Genomic DNA, 18,990 nt, shown 5'->3' on the forward strand with positions numbered 1-18,990 from the left:
GATCATAGCCTCAACGGCGCAGATCGAAGCCGAGCAGCAAGGGATCGTGATCGGACGCACGGTACGGACTCGCGTCGCCCTGGTGCTGGTAGTCGAAGCGCTCCGATTCGTCGGCATTGTTATGCCATTCGGCGCCGCCACGCAGGCGTTTGGCCATGGCCGGGCTCGCCAATGCATGGTCCAGGCGACCGGACAGGCCGTTGAAGACGAAGGAGTAGAGCGGCTCGTCCTTGAAGTCGACTTCGATCAGATGCGCATTCGGGCTGGCCGCGATACGCGCCGCCGCTTTGCTCTTCGCCTCCTCGCGCGCGAGCTGCAGCGCATCCTGCCAGCCGGCGTCGACGAAGGCGCGAATCGGGTCTTCCATCGCATAGGCATTGAAGTCGCCGACGAGCACCTGCAGATCGGTCTTGCTTTTCGTGGGATCGGTCTTCAGCCAGGCCATCAGCTGCTTTGCCGATTCGACGCGCAGCGCATTCCAGCAACTCTGTTCGTCCTTCTGGTCGGCATCGAGGCCGGTCGCGGCCTCGGCGTCGCGACCGCAGCCTTTCGATTTGAAATGATTCGCGACGACGACGAAAGCCGGACCCTTGCCGGCGCGGAACGCCTGCGCCAACGGCACGCGCGAGCGCTCGGCGAATGGACCGCCTTCGAGTACGGCGGGTTTGCCCTGCGGTGTCGCACGCGAAGCGCGGTAAATCATTGCGACGCGAATCGGATTCACGCCCGGGCCTTTGCCGGCATCGACGAAGCGGTAGTCGCGGATCGGACCGACGGCATTCAATACATCGACGAACTGCGCGATCGCGGACTCGGGGCCATAACCGTCGTTCTCGATTTCCATCAGCGCGGCGATGTCGGGTTTCAACGCCTGCACCGAGGCGACGAGCTTGGCCTGCTGCAACTGGTATTGCTTGAACGATTCCGCGCCGCGTTCGGTCGGGAAGCCGCCGCCCTTGCCGTCGCCGTTGAACAGGTTCAGCACATTGAGGCTGGCGATGCGCAGATCGCCGGCGACGTCGGGGGCGGGCGGGCGTTCGACGAGGGAGACGCTCTTCAGCTTCTCGGTCAATTGCAAGCGATACTGGCCGCGGCGCTGCTCGACCACACCCTGAATGCCCTGAATGGTCGCGCCCACGCGAAGGGGATTCGTCTCACCGGAGCCTTCCGGCAAGAACCATAGACCCTTTGGATTCTCGCTCGTGCGTCCATCGTCGAGGATCAGCGCGCGCCGCGCATTGTCGTCGCGAACTTTCCTTATCGCCTCGGCGCCACGCGCAATCTCAGTCGGCTGGAATCCACGCCCACCGAAGCGCGCGGCGATCTCACCGAAACGTTGGAGTCCTTCGTTGCCCGTAATCGTCAGCGGCGCATCGACGACGAAGGACATGCCCTCGTAACGCTCCCACTCGGAACGCTGCGCCGGCGGCCCGGTCAGCTTGCGGGACTGGAAACGCACGGAAGGCTCGAGAAGTTCGATGACCGGCTCGGTCAATGTCGTCATCGTGTCCCGACCTGTGCCCGCTTCGGTCGCGATGCCGGAGACGCGCACGCGACTCGAAGTCGCCGGTGCGGGTGTGTTTTCGGCCAGCGCGACGAAGATCCCATCCGATGTCGCGTCATCGCCATCGCCGTCGATATCCTGCACGAAGAATCCGCCCAGGCCGCGCGCGAAATTGCCGACGACCACGCCTTCCACCGTCACCCGTTGCCCAACCATCGGGCTTTGCGGCCCGCTGCCCTGCACCGCGCCGATCGGCACGATCTTCGCGGCGCCTTCCTGCGCAGGACGCGAAGGCGTCGACATCGCACAACCGGCGACGATGAGCGATACGACGAAAACAGCAGGCAGGATCGGTTTCATTTGGACTCCGGAAACGACAACGCCGCCCGGAGGCGGCGTTTCGGCGCGAGCGGGACTCGCAGCTTACAGACTTACTTCAACTGGCCGAGCATCCAGTCGACGGTGGCGATGACCTGCTCGTCGGTGAGGGAGGGATTGCCGCCGCGGGCCGGCATCACGCCGCCGTCGGGACCGGTGTAACCCTCGATCGCATGCTTGTGAAGGGTCTCGACGCCCTGGCCGATGCGCGCGGCCCACGCCGCCTTCTCGAGCTTGGGCGCATTGCCGGCACCGGAGGTGTGGCAGCCGGTGCAGAGGTTGCCGTAGATGACCGAACCGTCCGTCGTGCCGCCGTAAGCGACCTGGCCCTTGGCGGCTTCCGCGGCCGCGGCCGCCGCAGCGGCTTGGGCGGCGGCACCGGTCTTGCCGGCATAGACCGCACCGATCGGCTGGATGCGCGCCTGGGTCGCGGCTTCGGCCGCCGGGTTCACTTCCGCCGGTTTCAGGCCGTTGATGTAGTGGCCCAGCAGGATCAGGCCGATTGTGATGCCCACCAGCACGGCGATCACCTGGGAGAAATGCTTGAGGAATACGAGGTCGTAGTTGCGCACTGTCGTCCCGGCAGGGCTGAGGCCCGGTGGCTAAGACGGCGATTATATCGGCCGGCCCGAGGGGGTGAAAGCCGGCCCTCGGGTCTTGCGGCATTCGGCCGTGATCGTACCAACGGCCCATCCCCTGCCCGGGCAGGCTTGTTATCCTGCCAGCAGGCCTGCCCGGGGATAGCAGCCGCCGATGAGTTCCGCTCCCGCCGCGATCGCGAGCTACCGATCGGGCCGCACGCCGGTCTGGCGACTGGCATTGGCGGGCCTGTGCTATGGCCTCGGCTGGCAGTTGCTGCTGCCCCTGTCGCATTCCCTGTGGTTCCTGCCCGCCGGCCTGCGCCTGGGATTCCTTTGGCTGGCCCCGGCGCGTTACTGGCCCTGGCTGGTGCTGGGCGAATGGACCGGCGCGACGGCGCTGGCGATCAGCCGTCAGGAGCCGATCTTCAGCCTCGGCTTCGTCGGCATGAACCTGATGCCGATGCTGACCTATATCGCGGTCATGTCGATCGTGCGCGGGGGCGATACCGACACGCGCATCGACAGTCCGCGCAGGATGTTCATGCTGCTCGGCACCGGCATGCTGAGCGCGACGGTCGTTTCGCCGATGTTGTCCTTCTTCCAGCCGGCCGATGGCGTGCCGCAGAGCAGCTGGGCCGGCACGTTCGCCTTCATGTACGGCGATTTCATCGGCCATCTCGTCGTGGCGCCGATCATGGTGCTGTTCTGGCAACGCGACTGGCGCCAGCGCCTGAACTGGTCCTTGTGGCGCGACCTTATCCTGCAACTGATCTTCTCGCTCGCGTTGCTGATCGTGCTGTACCACCGCACCGACCTGTCGCCTTACCTGCTGCTGCTCGCCTTCGCGCCGATCTTCTACTCCGGTTTCCGTCACGGCTGGGAGGGCGCGGCACTGTCGGTGGCGCTGACCGGCATGGTGGTCGAGGCCCTGGCGCAGGAAGCGCCGATGCCGATCGCGGTGATCCTGCTGCAACTGATGCTGGCGGTGATCGGCGTCGGCGGACTGATCCTCGGCACGGCGGTGAGCGAACTGCGCCGTAGCCACGCCGACCTGCACCAGCGCCATCGCGAACTCGGCCAGCTCAACCAGCACCTGACGCGCACAGCGGAAGAATTGCGCAACGTCAGCCAGCGCCTGGTGCGCTTGCAGGAACAGGGCCAGCGCGAACTCGCGGGCGAACTGGACTACGAACTCGGCCAGGCCATCCATGCGCTCGGCACGCATGTGAGCCTGGCCTTCCGCGATGTCCGCGACGAACAGACCTTGCGCCTGCTCGAATCGATGCGCGAGCAAGTGCGCGAAATGCAGGAAAGCCTGCGCCTGGTCCTGCGTCGCCTGCGTCCGCAGATGCTCGATACGCACGGCCTGCGCGAAGCCATCGGCGCCGGCCCGCTGCGCGACGCGCTGGAGGACGCCGGCATCGCCTTCGAAGCCAGTTTCTACGGCAACATCGAACTGCTCGGCGACGACGCGCAGACCGCGGCCTACCGCATCTGCCAGGCGGCGATCGCCGAAGCCACCCATCTCGAATCCGCCCGCGAAGTGCGGCTCAAGCTGAGCGTGCAACCGGGCACCGCGCAACGCGTGCTGGTCGAATTGCAGATCGACATCCTCGCCACGCCCTTCCTGGAAATGCCGGTCGAACCGCATCCGCTGCCGGTGATCTCGGATCGCGTGCTCGCGCTGGATGGCGTCTACGTCACCGAATCGCTGGCGCCGGGCATCCGCCACCGGATCAGTTTCGAGCAGGCCGTTCCCGACCGCTGGTAATCCCGGCCGGCGATCTCGCCGCGAGAGAGTCGGCTGCGGCATCATGCGCCGATGCCACCCGCCGACTTCCGTCTCCATCACGGCAACGACCTCGAGCTGCTCGCGGCCTTGCTGGCGGCCGAACTGGCGAAGCCGGCGCCGCAGGCCAGCCTGCTCGACGGCGATACGATCCTGATTCCGCAGCCGGCGATGCGGCGCTGGCTGCAGAAGACCCTGGCCGAAGCGCACGGCATCGCCGCCAACTTGCGCTTCCTGACGCCGGGCGAATTCGTCGCCGAAACGCTGGCCGCGAATACCCGGGACGCCAGGACCCATGGCAACGATGTCGGCGATGCCGCCGTACTGCGTTGGCGGCTGTGGCCGCTGTTGGTCGACGAAACGATGATGCTGGAGCCGGTTTTCGCGCCACTGCGGGCCGTGCTCGGCCAGGGCGATCGCGCACTCGCGGCCTGGGCCCTGGCCGGCGACCTGGCCGCAGCGTTCGAGAAATACCAGGCCTGGCGTCGCGACTGGCTGCTGCGCTGGGACCGCGGCGAAGACCGGCACGATTGGCAGGCCGAGCTGTGGCGGCGCGCGACGCAGGGCCTGCGCCATCGTGCGGCACGCCTGCAGGCCTATCTCGCGCGTTTCCATGGCGAGAGCGACGAGGTGCCGGCCGGAATGCCGGCGCGCTTGTTCGCTTTCGCCTGCCAGAACGTGTCGCCCGACGTACTGCGCGTGATCGCCAGCGCGGCACAGCGCGGCCCCTTGCATTTCTATTTCCTGTCGCCGGCCGAAACCTGGTGGGGCGATCTGCAGACCGTGCGCGAACGCCTGCTCGCCGACCCGGAGGGTTTCGTCGGCGAAGAAGAGAATCCGCTGCTGGCGGCGAACGGTGCGGCAGGGCGCGATTTCCTCCGACTGCTGTTCGGCGACGAGGCCGTACGCCCCTCGTTCGAGCAGGCGCTGTACGTGCCGCCCGATCCGGCCCAGCGCCGAGGCCTGCTGCACCGGCTGCAGCGAGACCTGCTCGCGCGCAAGCCGCCGCCGGCGACCGAAACCGGGCGTGTCCCCTTCGATCCGGACGATCGCAGCCTGCAGGTGCACGCCTGTCACACGCGATTGCGCGAAGTGCAGGTGTTGCACGATCGCCTGCGCGATCTGCTCGAGACGCATCCGCACATCGAGGCGCGCGACATCGCCGTGTTGACGCCCGATCTGCAGGAGTACGCGCCCTACGTGCGCGCGGTATTCGGCGACGGCGAAATCATTCCTTACTCGCTTGCCGACGGCAGCGCGACGAGGCAGCCGCTGGCCGAAGCCTTCCTCCGCCTGCTGGCCCTGCCCGACGCGCGTTTTTCGGTCAATGAAGTGCTCGAATGGCTGGCCGTGCCGGCGATCGCGCAGCGCTTCGGCCTCGACGACGCCAGCCTCGATCGCCTGCGCCCCTGGCTGCAGGAAGCCGGCGTTCGCTGGGGCCTGAATGCGGAACACCGCACGCGGTTCGGTGCGCCGGCCGACAACGCCTATACCTGGGCATTCGCCATCGATCGCCTGCTGCTCGGGCACGCCAGCGGCGAGACTGCCGAGATCCATGGCGTGGCCGCGTTGCCGCCTCCGGAAGGCGATGTCCTTCCCGCGCTGGACGCGTTGCTGACCGGCCTGCGTGCGCTGGCGCGCTGGCATACGCGACTGGCGCGTCGCCTGGAAGCGCCGCAATGGCCGGAGCAACTGTCGTTGCTGCTCGACGAACTGTTCGCGGCGCAACCTCCCGCAGATGAGGATCGGCGCACGCTCGATGGCCTGCGCCAGCAGATCAAGCATCTCGCCGCGCAGATCAAGGCCGCCGACATCGACCATCGGCTGCCGATCGAGATCGTGCGCGCCTGGTTCCAGCAAGCTCTGGCCGACGGCGATACGCGCCAGCCCCTGCTCACCGGCGGCATCACCTTCGCGCGCATGGTGCCGATGCGATTGATCCCGTACAAGGCGATCTGCCTGCTCGGCATGAACGATGGCGAGTTCCCGCGCCGCGACCCGGCCGGCGGACTGAACCGCCTGGCGGCGCAGCTCGGCACACGACATCGCCTGCCGGGCGATCGATCGTTGCGCGAGGACGATCGCTTGCTTTTCATTCAGCTCTTCGCCGCTGCCAGCGATTGTTTCTATCTGAGCTTCATCGGTCGCGATGCGCGCAGCGACGAATCGCGCCCGCCTTCGGTCGTGGTGGCGGAACTGGTGGAGCTGGCGAATCGCTATCTGCGCAACGAAGGCGAGGCCGCGCCTGGATTGATCATGCAACACCCCCTGCAACCCTTCTCGCCGGAGGCCTTCGGCCGCAGCGACGCGCGGCGCCGCAGCTTCCAGGCGCAGTGGCGCGCAGCCGCCGGGGGCAGCGAAGATCGCGTGCGCTTGCCGCGCTTCTCGACCGACGCGACCGGTCTTGCTCCCCTGCCCTCCCGCGTCACGCTCGAGCAACTGCAGCGCGGACTGGTGAATCCGCCGCGGACCTTCCTGCAGCAAGGGCTCGACCTGCGCCTGCCGCGCGACGAGGATCGCCTGCCCGATAGCGAGCCATTCGACGAAGCCGATGGACTGCAGCGGCAGGCCTTGCGGTCGCAGGTGTTCGCTGCCCTGGTTTCTCAACCCGATATCGAAGCCGAGAGCCTGCGCAGACGATTGCTGCGCGAAGCGCGCATCGCTCCCGGCGCCGTCGGCCTCGCCCAGGTCGCCGAGCAGATCGCACGATTGCGCCCGGCCGCGCGGCAATGGCGCGAATGGTCGCAAGGCGATGCGCAATCGCGCGTGTTCGAGATCGCGTTGCATGGCAGCTCGCTCAGCGGAAGATTGGCGCCGGTGCATGCCGGCGGCCTGTTGCAGTTCAGCGCCGGCCGCGCGCACGGACGCAACCGCTTGCCGCTGGACATCGACTGGCTGGTCTGGTCGGCCCTCGGCGAAACCCGACCCGTGCGTCGCCTGTTCGTCGGCGACGACACGACCATCGATACCCTGGCGCCCTTGCCGGCGGGCACGGCTATGACGCGACTCGGGGAACTGCTGCTTCTGTATCGGCGTGCGATCGCCGAAGCCCTGCCATTCATGCCGAAGACGGCGTCGGCTTATGCCGACGGACTGCGCACGCCGGAACACGAGGCCTCGGCCTGGAGCAAGGCGTTGGAGCAATGGCGAACGCGCGACGGCCGCGGCGAAGGCGAACGCGCCGACGTCAGGCTGGCCCTGCGCGCTCGCGACCCTTTCGACGACGCCGACGGCGACGACGCCCGATTGTTCCGCACGCTCGCTTCTCGCCTTTTCGCCAGCGACGGGATCTTCGCCCGTGACTGAAACGCCGCGCACCGACGATCTCGGCCTGTCCTTGCCCTTGCGCGGCGTGCAATGGATCGAGGCCAGCGCCGGTACCGGCAAGACCTTCCTGCTGGCGACGTTGTACTCGCGCCTCGTCGTGGAAGCGGGTTGGACTGTCGACCGGTTGCTCGCGGTCACCTTCACGGAAGCGGCGACGCAGGAGTTGCGCGAACGGCTGCGCGAGCGTCTGGTGCTGGCGCGCGACCTGGCGGCCGGCGATGCGGTGGCGGCCGCCGGCGACGACGCGCAACGGCTGACGTCGATGCTGGTCGCGAACGCGATCGAGCGCGAAGGCCGGGCATTCCTGTTGCGCCGGCTGCGGCTCGCGGTCGAAGCGATGGATGTCGCGCCGATTTTCACGATCCATGGCTTCTGCCGCCGTGCCCTGGCCGATCACGCGCTGGAAGCCGGCCAGTCGATGGTCCAGCGCGAGATCGTCGAGAACGAAACCGCCCTGCACGAAGAGATCGCCACCGACTTCTGGCGCCGTTGCAACGCCGACGCCGCGAAAACCGCAGGTCTTCGCAGCTTGTGGAAGTCGCCGCAGGCACTGGCCAAGGAACTGCGCGAGTTGCTGGCGATCGATGCACTGATGCCGCTTGCCGTGCCGTCAACGGAGGACGCCGCCGCAGGGAATGCCGAGGCGCAGGCGGTGTCGGAGCTGCTGCATGCGGCTCTCACGCACATCGACGACGCCTGGCAGGCCATCGCCACAGCGATCGCCGATGGAACGATGCACGGCAACAAGTTCCGCACGAATACGGCGGAAAAGAAGTGGGCCGCGCTCAAGGCTTGGCTGGAAGGCCAAGGCCGCGATGAGGTTCCCGAGGATGTCGCGTACTTCGCGGCTTCGTCCCTGAAGGAGAAGATCAAGAAGGGCACCGCTCCCGCCTCGCCCCTGTTCGACGCCATCGATCGCTGGCTGGTCGCTGCGCTGCGCAGCCGCGAGGCGCGACAGCGCGCACGCATCGCCCTCGTGCACGAGGCACGCGACTACGCCCGCGATCGACTCGATGCCATCAAACGCGAACGCGGCCTGATCGGTTACGACGACATGGTGCACGGCGTCGCCGCCGCGCTGGAGGGTCCGCAAGCGGCGCTATTCGCCCGACGTTTGCGCCAGCAGTACGGCGTGGCCCTGGTGGACGAATTCCAGGACACCGACCCGAGGCAATGGCGTATTTTCCGCCGGTTGTTCGCCCAGGCCGACGATCGCGCCAGCGAGGCGCCGGATCTGTTCGGCGACGATGCGCCTGTGTTGGAGGCGGCGGATGCAGGCAGACTTCGCCAACGTGCGCTGTTCCTGATCGGCGATCCGAAACAGGCCATCTACCGCTTTCGCGGTGGCGACGTGCACGCCTACCTGGAAGCGCGCGGCGACGCCGACGCCTGGCATGCGCTGTCGTACAACCATCGCTCGCGGCCTTCGGCCGTGGCCGTCGTCTCGGCCCTGTTCGGACGCAGCGGTCCACGGGCTTTCGCCGAGGACGGCATCGACTATCTTCGCGTCCTTCCCGGCGGTCGCATGGCCGACGAGGACTATCGCATCGCCGACACCGTGCCGGCCGCGCTCGAAGTGGCGCAGCTGGTCGGGCTGCAAGGAACGGGCATCGACGAGGCACGCGAGGCCGCCACCATCGCCTGCGTCGCGCGCATGCACGCGCTGCTCGAAGAGATGATCGCCGGCCGTGTCCTGCGACGTCGTGCGGACGGCGGCTGGCGCAAGCTCGGGCCTGGCGATATCGCCGTTCTGGTGGAACGCAACGACGAAGCGGAACGCATCCGCGATGCGCTCGCTCTGGCCGGCATTCCCTGCGTCGCCGCCGGTCGCCGCAGCCTGTACGAAACCGACGAAGCCGCCGACCTGCGCTGCCTGCTGCACGCACTGCTGGCGCCGGCCGACGAAGCTCGCCTGCGCGCGGCGCTGGCGACGCCCCTGCTCGGGCTGGATGCGTCGGCGATCCGCCGTTTCGGCGAAGACGAAGTCGAGCGACGCCTCTGGAACGATCGCCTGCAATCCTGGCGAGCGCGCATCGAGCGCCACGGACCGCTCGCCGCCATCGATGCGGCCTGCGCCGAGAACGCGTCGCGATTGCTCGCGCTGCTGGATGGCGAGCGTCGCCTGACGAACTACCTGCAGCTCGGCGAGGAATTGCAGGCCGGCAGTGGCGCGCGCCTCGGCCTGCGCGCCCTCCTGGACGAACTCGAGCGGCGCATGGCCGAAGCCGATGCGCAGAACGATGCCGAGCTGTTGCGGCTCGAATCCGACGCCGCCCGTGTCAAGATCCTGACCTTGCACAAGAGCAAGGGGCTCGAGTTCGACCTCGTCTTCCTGCCCTACGCCGGTATCCGCGCCGGAAGCCAGAAACAAGGCAGCCTGAAACTGGCGCGTTACCACGACGGCAACCGCAGCGTCGCCGAGCTTTTCGTCGACAAGGCGTCGGTCGCGGCGGACAAGGAGGACCGCGAGCAGTTCGCCGAAAAGATCCGGCTGATCTACGTCGGGCTGACGCGCGCAAGGCTGGCGACCTGGCTGGCCTGGGGTGCGGTGAAAGATGTCGAGCGCACGCCGCTGGCCTGGCTGCTGCATCGCGGCGAGTCCGCGCACAGACCCGATGCCCTGACGCCCGAGCAGATCGAAGCCGGCCTCCTTCGTTGGCAGCAGTGGGTCGCCGATGAGGGCAGGCCGCTGGCGATACGCATCCTGCCCGCCGCGGATGCCTTGCCATCGCAACGCCTGCGCTTCGATGCGCCCGCAGTTACGCCCGATGCGGCGATCGGGCGACGGCGATTCAGCCGCGACTGGTGGGTCTACAGCTTCTCCCAGCTCAGTCGCGAAGACGACGGCGCTGCGCACGACGAGATGGGCGGCGCGCGCGACGAGATGCCCTTGCCGCTGCCTTTGTCGCCATCGCGCTTCGTCGGCTCGCGATTCGGCAATACCCTGCATGCGGCGCTGGAGACCGTCGACTTCGCCGCTTGGCGCGAATGGAGCGGCGAGCTGCCGCCGCCCGGAGAGTTCGACAAACTCGTTGTCGCAATGGACGAACAGGGTTTCGCCGGCGAAGCCAACCACCGCGAAGGCCTGCCCTTGTTGACGCATCTGGTCGGTTCCACGTTGAATGCGCGCCTGCCGGAAGGCGTTCGCCTCTGCGAAGTACCGGCCTCGCAGCGACGCAGCGAGCTCGAGTTCCATCTCGCTTTCGCCGCCGTCGCGATGCCGGCGCTGCTGGCGATGCTGCATCGCCATGGCGTCGTCGCCGATCGCCAGGCGTTCGGCTTGCGCCAGCGCATCGAAGGACTGATGACCGGCTTCATCGACCTGGTCTACGAACACGAAGGGCGCTTCTACGTGCTCGATTACAAGTCGAACCAGTTGCCGGACTATGCGCCGATCGCGCTGCGGCAGTCGGTGCGCGACAACGAGTACGACCTGCAGTACACGATCTACACGCTGGCCTTGCATCGTTGGCTGCGGTTCCGTCTCGGCGTCGCTTACGACTACGATCGCCACATGGGCGGCGTGCGCTATCTCTACTGCCGTGGCCTCGACCGGGCAGCGCCCGATCACGGCATCCACGCATTGGTCCTGCCGCGGGAACTGATCGAGGAACTCGATGCCCTGTTCGCGCCGGCGCCCGGCCTGTTGGCGGAGCGCGCCGGATGAGCCTGCTGACGGCGCTCTATCGCAGCGCGTGCCTGCGCACGATCGACCATGCGCTGGCCGAGAGTCTTCGTCGTCTCGACCCCGAAACACCCGACGATGTCCTGGCGGCCCTGGCCCTCGCCAGTCGCGCCAGCGGCGAAGGGCATAGCTGTCTTCCGCTCGCGCAGGCGCAGGCCTGGCTGGCCGAGCTCGTGGTCGAACGCGATGCGCCCACCCTGCCCGCACTGATGGACTGGATACCCGTGCTGCAGGCATCGCACTGGATCGCGACGGGGCGGATAGCCACCTTGGAAGGCACGAACCTGTTCCTGCGGCGTTACTGGAACTACGAGACCTTGCTCGCCGCCGCCGTGCACGCGCGCGTGCGCGGCGAATCGCCGGCGGATCGCTTGCTGCTGATCACCGGCGGGCCAGGCACGGGCAAGACCACGCAGGCCGCGCGCGCCTTGGCCGAACGCGTCGCCCATCGCGTGCATCCGCCGCGCATCGCCCTGGCGGCGCCGACGGGCAAGGCCGCAAGCCGCCTCAATGAAGTCGTGCAGCAGCGTTTGGCCGAGCTGGCGGACGCCGGCGTGGCCGGCGCGGCGTTCGCGCGAACCCTGCCGATCGAATCCGCGACGCTGCATCGCCTGCTCGGCTGGCGCAGCGACGGCACTTGGGCGCGCAACGCGGACGATCCGCTGCCCTTCGATCTGATCGTCGTGGACGAAGCCTCCATGGTCGATCTGCCGATGATGCTGCGGCTCTTCGAAGCGACGCCGGTCGATGCCAGTCTCGTGCTGATCGGCGATCGCGATCAGCTGCCTTCCGTGCAGGCCGGCGACGTACTGGCCGCGATGTGCGATGCCTTTCCGATCGCGACAACGCAAGACGATGCGACGACGCCTCGCCTGCATCTGACCCGCGTCCATCGTCAGGCCGACGATACGGATATCCACGCGTTTGCGACCTTGGTGCGCGACGGCCGCATCGACGAAGGGCTGGACGGATTGCAGGCACAGGCCTTTCGCGGCGTGATTTGGCGCCCCGGCTCGGACCGCGACCTGGCCGACCACCTGCTTGCCGAAGCGGTGCCGGCCTATCGCGCACTGCAGCAGGCTTCGGATCCCGCCGAGGCGCTGGCGAAGGCGAACGCCTTCCGCGTGCTCACCGCCGTGCGCGACGGCGCCGCCGGCAGCATCGCATTGAATGCGCGGCTGGCGCAGGCGCTCGATCCGGGCAGGCGCGGCGATGCCTTGTTCCACGGCCGCTTGCTGCTGATCACGCAGAACAGCTACCGGCATGGCCTGTACAACGGCGATGTCGGCATCGCCTGGACCGACGAAACCGGCGACACGCGCGTCTGGTTCGATTCCGGTGGCGGATTGCGCGCCTGGCGCCCGTCCATGCTGCCCGGGCATGAAGACGCCTTCGCCTTGACGGTGCACAAGGCGCAGGGCTCGGAGTTCGATCGTGTATTGCTCGCCTTGCCGGAGCACGGCGCACGCGTGTTGTCGCGTGAACTGCTCTACACCGGCCTGACGCGCTGCCGGCGCGAGATCGTGTTGTGGGCGAGCGAACCGGTACTGCGCGCGGCTATCGAGCGCCGCGCACAACGCTGGAGCGGCCTGGCGAAACGGCTGTCCGACCGCACCTAGGTCGTGATGCGGTGCAGATGCCGGCGGAAGGGCACGTCGCCGGCCGGCGGCGCATGCAGCTCGCGCGCGTAGCGATGCCCCGAATACACCGCATGCGCGATCAGGCCGGGTGCCTCGGCATCGCCGATCGCGCGCACCGACAACACGCCGGCATCGGCCCATTCGTTTTCGCGCGCACGCAATGCCTGCAGCAAGCCATCTTCTGGCAGCCGCGAGGTGATCGCCACGATGGCGGCGCAATCGACACGGCGCTCCTGGTCCGACCAGGCATGGCGCAGCACGGCCCGGCCTTCGCCGAAGGACTCGATCGAATGGGCCGCGATCGGCACGATGCCCAGCGCGTGCATGCGTCTCTGGATGTAGCGATAGTCGAGCGTATTGACCGACCAGCTGGCGATCGTATCGTCCGGCGTGACATGGATGACCTCGCGGCCTTCCGCCCGCAACTTCTCGGCGATGACGCTGCCGAGGTAGAAGCCGTCGTCGTCGTAGACCAGCACCGGGCCGGGCGACGCGCGCTCGTCGAAGGCACCCGACATCACATCGTCCGGCGTGAAGATGCCGTTTCCGTCGAATCCGTGTATGGCTGATCCATGGCTGCGGCCGATGCCGTCGCGCCGCCAATGGCAGCCGGTCGCGATCACCACGTGCTCGGCGCCGAACGCCAGCACGTCGTCGGCCGCCAGCGGGCTTTCGCGATAGATCTGCACATGATTCATCTGCTGCAACTGGCCGATGCGCCAATCGCGCACGCGCGCCCATTCGGCCAGCCCGGGCAAGCGCGATTCGCGCGTGACGCGGCCACCCAGTTCGCGAGTGGCTTCCGACAAGTGCACTTCGTATCCGCGCTGACCCAGGGCACGCGCGGCTTCCAGTCCGGCCGGGCCGGCGCCGACCACCAGGACGCGCTGCTCGGCGGCTTTCGGCGCGATGCGCTCCGGATGCCAGCCCTTGCGCCATTCCTCGCCCATCGTCGGGTTCTGCGTGCAGCGGATCGGCGTGATCGTCATGTCGCCGGTCACGCAAATGTTGCAGCCGATGCACTCGCGGATATCGTCGCCACGCCCCTGCTCGATCTTGCGCGGCAGGAAAGGATCGGCAATGGACGGTCGCGCCGCGCCGATCATGTCCAGCACGCCGCGACGGATCTGCGAGACCATGCTGTCGGGCGAAGTGAAGCGTCCGACGCCGACGACGGGTTTGCTCGTTGTCTGCTTGACCCAGTGGATGAAGGGCTCCTGCGCGCCTTCGCCCGCGAAACGCGACGGGATCGAATCGTTGTACCAGGCGGCGATATTCACGTCCCACAGGTCGGGCAACTCGCCCAAGGCATGCATGACGTCTTTGGCTTCGGGCAGGGTGATGCCGCCCTCGCCCAGCAGTTCGTCGACGGCGAAGCGTACGGCGACCGCGCAGGTATCCCCGACAGCGTCCTTCGTATCCTCGATCACCTCGCGCAGCAGACGCATGCGGTTCTCGAGCGAACCGCCGTATTCGTCGCTACGGTGGTTGCGGCGCTTCTGCAGGAAGTGCATCGCCAGGCTCAAGTCGTGCGCGGCGTAGATGTAGACGATGTCGAAGCCGGCCCGCTTGGCGCGCAGCGACGCGTCGCGGTGCCAGCGTCGGTATTCGGCGATATCGCGCTTGTCCATCGCCCGCGCCTGATGCGGATAACCGTACTTGCTGGGCTGGTGCGACGGCGCCAGCAATACCTCGCGCGAATAGAGGTTGGACGCGGTCGGTCCGTTATGCGTCAGCTCCACCGCGGCCAGGGCGCCGTGCGCATGCACCTTCTCGCACATCAGCGCCAGCGCCGGGATGTCGTGGTCGTCCCAAAGCCGCGCTTCGACGTAAGGCGAAACGTCGCCGCTGGGATGGATCTCGCATTCTTCGGTGGACACCACCGCCCAACCGCCCTCGGCTTTCATTTCGCGCATGGCCGCATGCGCTTCGGGCATCGCATGGCCCATGCCGTTGCAATGCGGCACCTGGAAGAAGCGGTTCTTCGCCGTCACCGGTCCGATGCGGACCGGTTCGAACAGGATGTCGTAGCGAGGGTCTCGGGACATGCGGGCTCCGGCCGATCGCCCGATTGTGACCCAGTTGCGGCCTTCTGTGCGCTCAAGCCATGCGCCGCGTCACGCTTCGGCAAGCGGCGACGAAGGTCCTATGGCCTATCATTGCCTTCGATTGCCGGAGTTCCCATGCGACCCTTCCTCCTCCTAGCGCTGGCCCTGTCGTTTCCCCTGTCGAGCGTTGCGAAGGACGCGAAGCCCGTCGCGGCGGAAAGCCAGTTCATCGATCGAAGCGTGGTCAGCTACCCGAAGTTGCTGGGCGGCCACGCACTGATCGAGAGCAGCTACGATCCGGAGCACTTCGCCGGCGGCGTCGGTCTCAAGTACCAGATCGCCAACGCGCCGCCTGGCCTGATGTTCAACGTGTTCATCTATCCTCTGGGCGACATGCCGGCCGAGAAAGCCATGAAGACAGCCATGGATGAGCTGCGCGCTTCGTTCGACTACGCGCAGAAGCAAGGGCTGTACTCGGATGTGGTTGTCGGCGAACCGGTCGATTTCGAGGCGCCGCTCTCTCCCTCGACGATCATCAAGGACGAGTCCGGCAAGAAGCAGGACGCGCCGCCGCCGGCACCCAAGCCCGGCAACACGAAGGAACTCGATCCCCGGATGCGGGACGCGCTCGCCGAGCTGGTGGCGCCCGATCGCACGATCGGAAAGAAGTTGCCGCTGTCCTACACCTTTCATGAGGCGCCGAACCAATCCCTGGCCTATGTTTTCTATCACCAGCTTTTCCTGATCAAGTTCCGGATAACCCTGCCGAAAGCCGACATGGAAGCGGCGGATTTCGATGTACGCATGGACAAGGCCGTCCGCGATCTCGCCCCCGGGATGGTCGTGGAGAATTTCGGGGACTGCGGCACGATGACGATCGATGTCCCCGACAAGGGCGAGGCCGATCCAGGCGACACCGGAGCGCAGTTGATCCGGGAGATGGCCCGCATCCAGCGACTGAACTGCGCCAACAGCGATGGAGGCAAGACGAAACCGGGCCCGGGTCGCGAGCAGATCGTGATCGAGTTTCCGGCCGGGACCTGGCGCTAGGGCAGGCTCTTTCTCGCGCGCTCTGCTAGCTTGGCGACGACCCGACGCTGCGAAGCCGCCATGCCGCCAGCCACGCCTCTTTCCTCTGCAGCGCCCGCCTGGGCGCGTGCGCTACGCAGGCTCAACGTCTGGCTGTCCGAAGACTTCCTCGGTGGCCCGCGACCCTGGAAGCTGGCCTGGGTGGTCAACTTCCAGAAGGCCGGCACGTTCTTGTTCCTCGGCCTGCTGATGTGGTGGTACGGCAATACGTCCATGGCGGCGTGGATCTACCTGGCCCTGCACGGCAGCTACGGACTGGTCTGGATACTGAAAGACCTCGCCTTTCCCGATCCGAGCTGGCAGAAGCGCGTGACGATCGGCGGCGGCCTCAATGCTTTCGTCTTCGTGCTGGGCTGGTACTGGGTGTTCGGCTGGCTGCTGATTTCAGGCGCGGTACGGCCGGACTATCCGCTGGCCGACGGAGCCTGGTTCTGCCTGTGCATCAGCCTCTGCGTGATCGGCAGCGTGATCATGATCGCCGCCGATGCGCAGAAGTACTTCACGTTGCGCGCGCGCCCCGGCCTGATCACCGACGGCATGTTCCGCTACATCCGCCATCCGAATTACCTGGGCGAGATGATGATCTACGGCAGCTTCGCCCTGATGGTCTGGCATTGGCTGCCGGCGCTGGTGCTGGCCTGGGTCTGGGGCACGCTGTTCGCCACCAACATGGCGATGAAGGAAGCCAGTCTGTCACGGCATCCGGGTTGGACGCAGTACCGTCGGCGCAGCTGGTGGCTCGTTCCTTTTGTGGTCTGAAGATGGAACGGCGGGGCGCAAGCCCCGCCGTTCCGTTCGATCAGTCGATGCCGATGCTTACCAGATGCGTACGCGATCTTCCGGCGCCAGGTAGAGCTTGTCGCCCGCTTTCACGCCGAAGGCTTCGTACCACTCGTTGAGGTTCCGGAACGGGCCATTGATGCGGTAGTTCGGCGGCGAGTGCGGATTGGTCTTGATCAGGTTCACCAGGGCTTCTTCGCGATACTTGCCTTTCCATACCTGCGCCCAGCCCATGAAGAAGCGCTGATCGCCCGTCATGCCATCGATCACCGGTGCCGGCTTGCCCTTCAGGCTGAGCTGGTAAGCGGTATAGGCCATCGACAGGCCGCCCAGATCGCCGATGTTCTCGCCCATCGTCAGCTTGCCGTTCACGCAGGTGTTCGGCAGCGGGCAGAACGCGTCGAACTGCTTGCCGAGCATGTCGATCTTCTTCTGGAAGTTGGCGCGATCGGCATCGGTCCACCAGTTGCGCTGGATGCCCTGCCAGTCGGACTTACTGCCCTGGTCGTCGAAGCCATGACCCATCTCGTGGCCGATCACGGCGCCGATGCCGCCGTAGTTCACCGCCGGATCGGCATGCACGTCGAAGAACGGCGCCTGCAGGATCGCCGCCGGAAAGACGATCTCGTTGAACTGCGGGTTGTAGTAGGCGTTGATCGTCTGCGGCGTCATGAACCACTCGTCGCGATCGGTCTTCTTGCCGACGCGACGGTTGTCGTCGTCCGCGGCGAACTGGCGTAGGGCCGTCATGTTCGCCATCAGGTCGCCCGGCACGATGGTCAGCGCCGAATAATCGCGCCACTTGCTCGGATAGCCGATCTTCGGACGGAAACTGGCCAGCTTCTTGTAAGCCTCGGCCTTGGTATCGGCGCCCATCCAGTCGAGCCGCTCGATGTTCTGGCGCATTCCCGCGCGCAGGTTCTCGACCAGTTCGTCCATCGCCTTCTTCGATTCGGGCGAGAAATGCCGCTCGACGTACACCTTGCCGACCGCTTCTCCCAGGCCCTGCATGCCGCCGACCAGCCCGACCGCGCGCTTCCAGGGCTCGCGCTGCGCCGTCTGGCCGCTGAGCACGGTCCCGGTGAAAGCGAAGGCGGCCTCGTCGATCTGCTTGCTCAGGAAAGGCGCGTTGCCGCGCATCGCCCAATAGGTGAGGTAATCGCGCCAGACGTCCAGCGGCGTCTCGTTGACCACCTTGAGCACCGGCGCCACCGCGCTCGGCGTCGGCACGTTCACTTTGTCCGGAACCGGCATGCCCTGCGCCTTGAAATGCGCGGCGAAATCGTAACCGGGATAGAGCTTGGACAGGTCGGCGAACGCCGTCAGGTTGTAGGTCTTGTCGCGGTTGCGCCGCTCGGCACGCTCCCACTGCGGCGCCGCCAGGCGCGTTTCCAGCGCCAGCACCGCTTCGGCGCGCGAACGCGAATTGGACTGGCCCGCGAACTCCAGCATCTTGGCGATGTGGTCGACGTAGGCGGCGCGGATCTTGACGAAGCGTTCGTCCTGGTTGGTGTAGTAGTCCTTGTCCGGAAGGCCGAGGCCGCCGACGCCGACGCTGACCAGGTAGGCATCGGGATTCTTGCGGTCGATATCGACGCCGATGCCGACCGGCGAATTGCTGCCGTCGACGTCGGAATGGCCGAAGGCCTCGACGAGTTTGGCCATGGAATCGATCGCTGCGATGCGGTTCAGCTGCGGCGCGATCGCCGACGCGCCTTTGGCGTCGCGCGCGGCCTGGTCCATGTAGCTCGCATACAGGTCGCGGATCTTCTGCCCATCGCTACCCGCCGCCAGATTCTTGTTCGCGGCGATGTCCATGATGATCGCGCGCACCTGCTCTTCGCTGCGATCGCTCAGCCGGTCGAAACTGCCGTAGTCGCTCTCGTAATCCTTCAACTGGTAAGTATCGATCCAGTGGCCGTTCGCGTAGCGGGCGAAATCGTCGCCGGGCTTCACTGAGGTGTCGCGCGCGGTCAGATCGACGCCGAAAGCACCGAGCTCGGGCTTGTCGGCGGCGTGTGCGGAAGAAAGGAAGGCGGCCGGCGCGAGCAGCGCCAGGGTCAGGGCGAGGGAAAGCGAGGTGCGGTTCATGGCGCGTGTCCGTGGACGGGAAAGGCCCGAGGGTAGTGAATTGTCGGCCCCGGGGCCACTGCCATTGGTCGCGGTCTT

Annotated in this window: 10 protein-coding genes; 6 read left to right on the forward strand and 4 right to left on the reverse strand. The window is 66.8% G+C overall.

Translation table 11 applies throughout. The features are described 5' to 3' along the window. Positions 1–10 precede the first annotated feature (10 nt). Positions 11–1,864: an ExeM/NucH family extracellular endonuclease gene (locus QM707_RS13195; RefSeq protein ID WP_415002339.1), complete on the reverse strand. Its 1,854-nt coding sequence runs from the start codon at positions 1,862–1,864 to the stop codon at positions 11–13. Between the two features lie 71 nt (positions 1,865–1,935). Beyond that, positions 1,936–2,454 carry a c-type cytochrome gene (locus QM707_RS13200; RefSeq protein ID WP_415002340.1) on the reverse strand — a complete coding sequence of 173 codons (519 nt, stop codon included), beginning with the start codon at positions 2,452–2,454 and terminating at the stop codon, positions 1,936–1,938. Between the two features lie 181 nt (positions 2,455–2,635). Between QM707_RS13200 and QM707_RS13205 the strand changes: the two genes are divergently transcribed. Genes QM707_RS13205 through recD form a run of 4 tightly spaced genes read left to right on the forward strand, consistent with a single transcriptional unit; the run spans position 2,636 to position 12,883 of the window. Then, a complete protein-coding gene (locus QM707_RS13205) occupies positions 2,636–4,234 on the forward strand; it encodes an MASE1 domain-containing protein (protein WP_415002341.1) in 1,599 nt (532 codons plus the stop codon). Positions 4,235–4,285: 51 nt separating this feature from the next. Beyond that, on the forward strand, positions 4,286–7,558 hold the full coding sequence (gene recC, locus QM707_RS13210; RefSeq protein ID WP_415002342.1) for an exodeoxyribonuclease V subunit gamma: 3,273 nt from the start codon (positions 4,286–4,288) through the stop codon (positions 7,556–7,558). Continuing rightward, the gene (gene recB / locus QM707_RS13215) at positions 7,551–11,246 is read left to right on the forward strand and encodes an exodeoxyribonuclease V subunit beta (RefSeq protein WP_415002343.1); all 3,696 of its coding nucleotides are present in this window, start codon (positions 7,551–7,553) and stop codon (positions 11,244–11,246) included. The genes recC and recB overlap by 8 nt, the downstream gene beginning before the upstream one ends. Further along, complete coding sequence (gene recD / locus QM707_RS13220) at positions 11,243–12,883, forward strand: exodeoxyribonuclease V subunit alpha (protein WP_415002344.1); 1,641 nt, start codon at positions 11,243–11,245, stop codon at positions 12,881–12,883. Before recB ends, recD begins: the two co-directional genes overlap by 4 nt. Here the strand turns inward: recD and QM707_RS13225 are convergent. Beyond that, positions 12,880–14,952, reverse strand: coding sequence for an NAD(P)-binding protein (locus tag QM707_RS13225; RefSeq protein ID WP_415002345.1), 2,073 nt, complete (start codon positions 14,950–14,952; stop codon positions 12,880–12,882). The two genes, recD and QM707_RS13225, sit on opposite strands and share 4 nt — an antisense overlap. Before the next feature lie 135 nt (positions 14,953–15,087). On the opposite strand from QM707_RS13225, the gene QM707_RS13230 reads away from it, so the two are divergent. Together QM707_RS13230 and QM707_RS13235 are read left to right on the forward strand one after the other, a co-directional pair. Beyond that, complete coding sequence (locus tag QM707_RS13230; protein ID WP_415002346.1) at positions 15,088–16,002, forward strand: hypothetical protein; 915 nt, start codon at positions 15,088–15,090, stop codon at positions 16,000–16,002. Between the two features lie 60 nt (positions 16,003–16,062). Continuing rightward, on the forward strand, positions 16,063–16,800 hold the full coding sequence (locus QM707_RS13235; protein ID WP_415002347.1) for a methyltransferase family protein: 738 nt from the start codon (positions 16,063–16,065) through the stop codon (positions 16,798–16,800). A 57-nt stretch (positions 16,801–16,857) separates the two neighbouring features. Here the strand turns inward: QM707_RS13235 and QM707_RS13240 are convergent, their stop codons facing one another. Continuing rightward, positions 16,858–18,912 (reverse strand): M13 family metallopeptidase, encoded by a 2,055-nt coding sequence (locus QM707_RS13240; protein WP_415002348.1) that lies wholly within the window; start codon positions 18,910–18,912, stop codon positions 16,858–16,860. Between the last annotated feature and the right edge of the window lie 78 nt (positions 18,913–18,990).

Origin of the sequence: Arenimonas sp. (assembly GCF_047602345.1) — a bacterium.
In the GTDB taxonomy this organism is placed as follows: Bacteria; Pseudomonadota; Gammaproteobacteria; order Xanthomonadales; family Xanthomonadaceae; genus Arenimonas.

What these genes read in the sequence shown, in the direction of transcription:
- QM707_RS13230 (WP_415002346.1), top strand. Translation starts at nt 15,088, where the DNA reads ATGCGACCCTTCCTCCTCCTAGCGCTGGCCCTGTCGTTTCCCCTGTCG.
- recD (WP_415002344.1), top strand. Translation starts at nt 11,243, where the DNA reads ATGAGCCTGCTGACGGCGCTCTATCGCAGCGCGTGCCTGCGCACGATC.
- QM707_RS13225 (WP_415002345.1), bottom strand. Translation starts at nt 14,952, where the DNA reads ATGTCCCGAGACCCTCGCTACGACATCCTGTTCGAACCGGTCCGCATC.
- QM707_RS13205 (WP_415002341.1), top strand. Translation starts at nt 2,636, where the DNA reads ATGAGTTCCGCTCCCGCCGCGATCGCGAGCTACCGATCGGGCCGCACG.
- QM707_RS13235 (WP_415002347.1), top strand. Translation starts at nt 16,063, where the DNA reads ATGCCGCCAGCCACGCCTCTTTCCTCTGCAGCGCCCGCCTGGGCGCGT.
- QM707_RS13240 (WP_415002348.1), bottom strand. Translation starts at nt 18,912, where the DNA reads ATGAACCGCACCTCGCTTTCCCTCGCCCTGACCCTGGCGCTGCTCGCG.
- QM707_RS13195 (WP_415002339.1), bottom strand. Translation starts at nt 1,864, where the DNA reads ATGAAACCGATCCTGCCTGCTGTTTTCGTCGTATCGCTCATCGTCGCC.
- recC (WP_415002342.1), top strand. Translation starts at nt 4,286, where the DNA reads ATGCCACCCGCCGACTTCCGTCTCCATCACGGCAACGACCTCGAGCTG.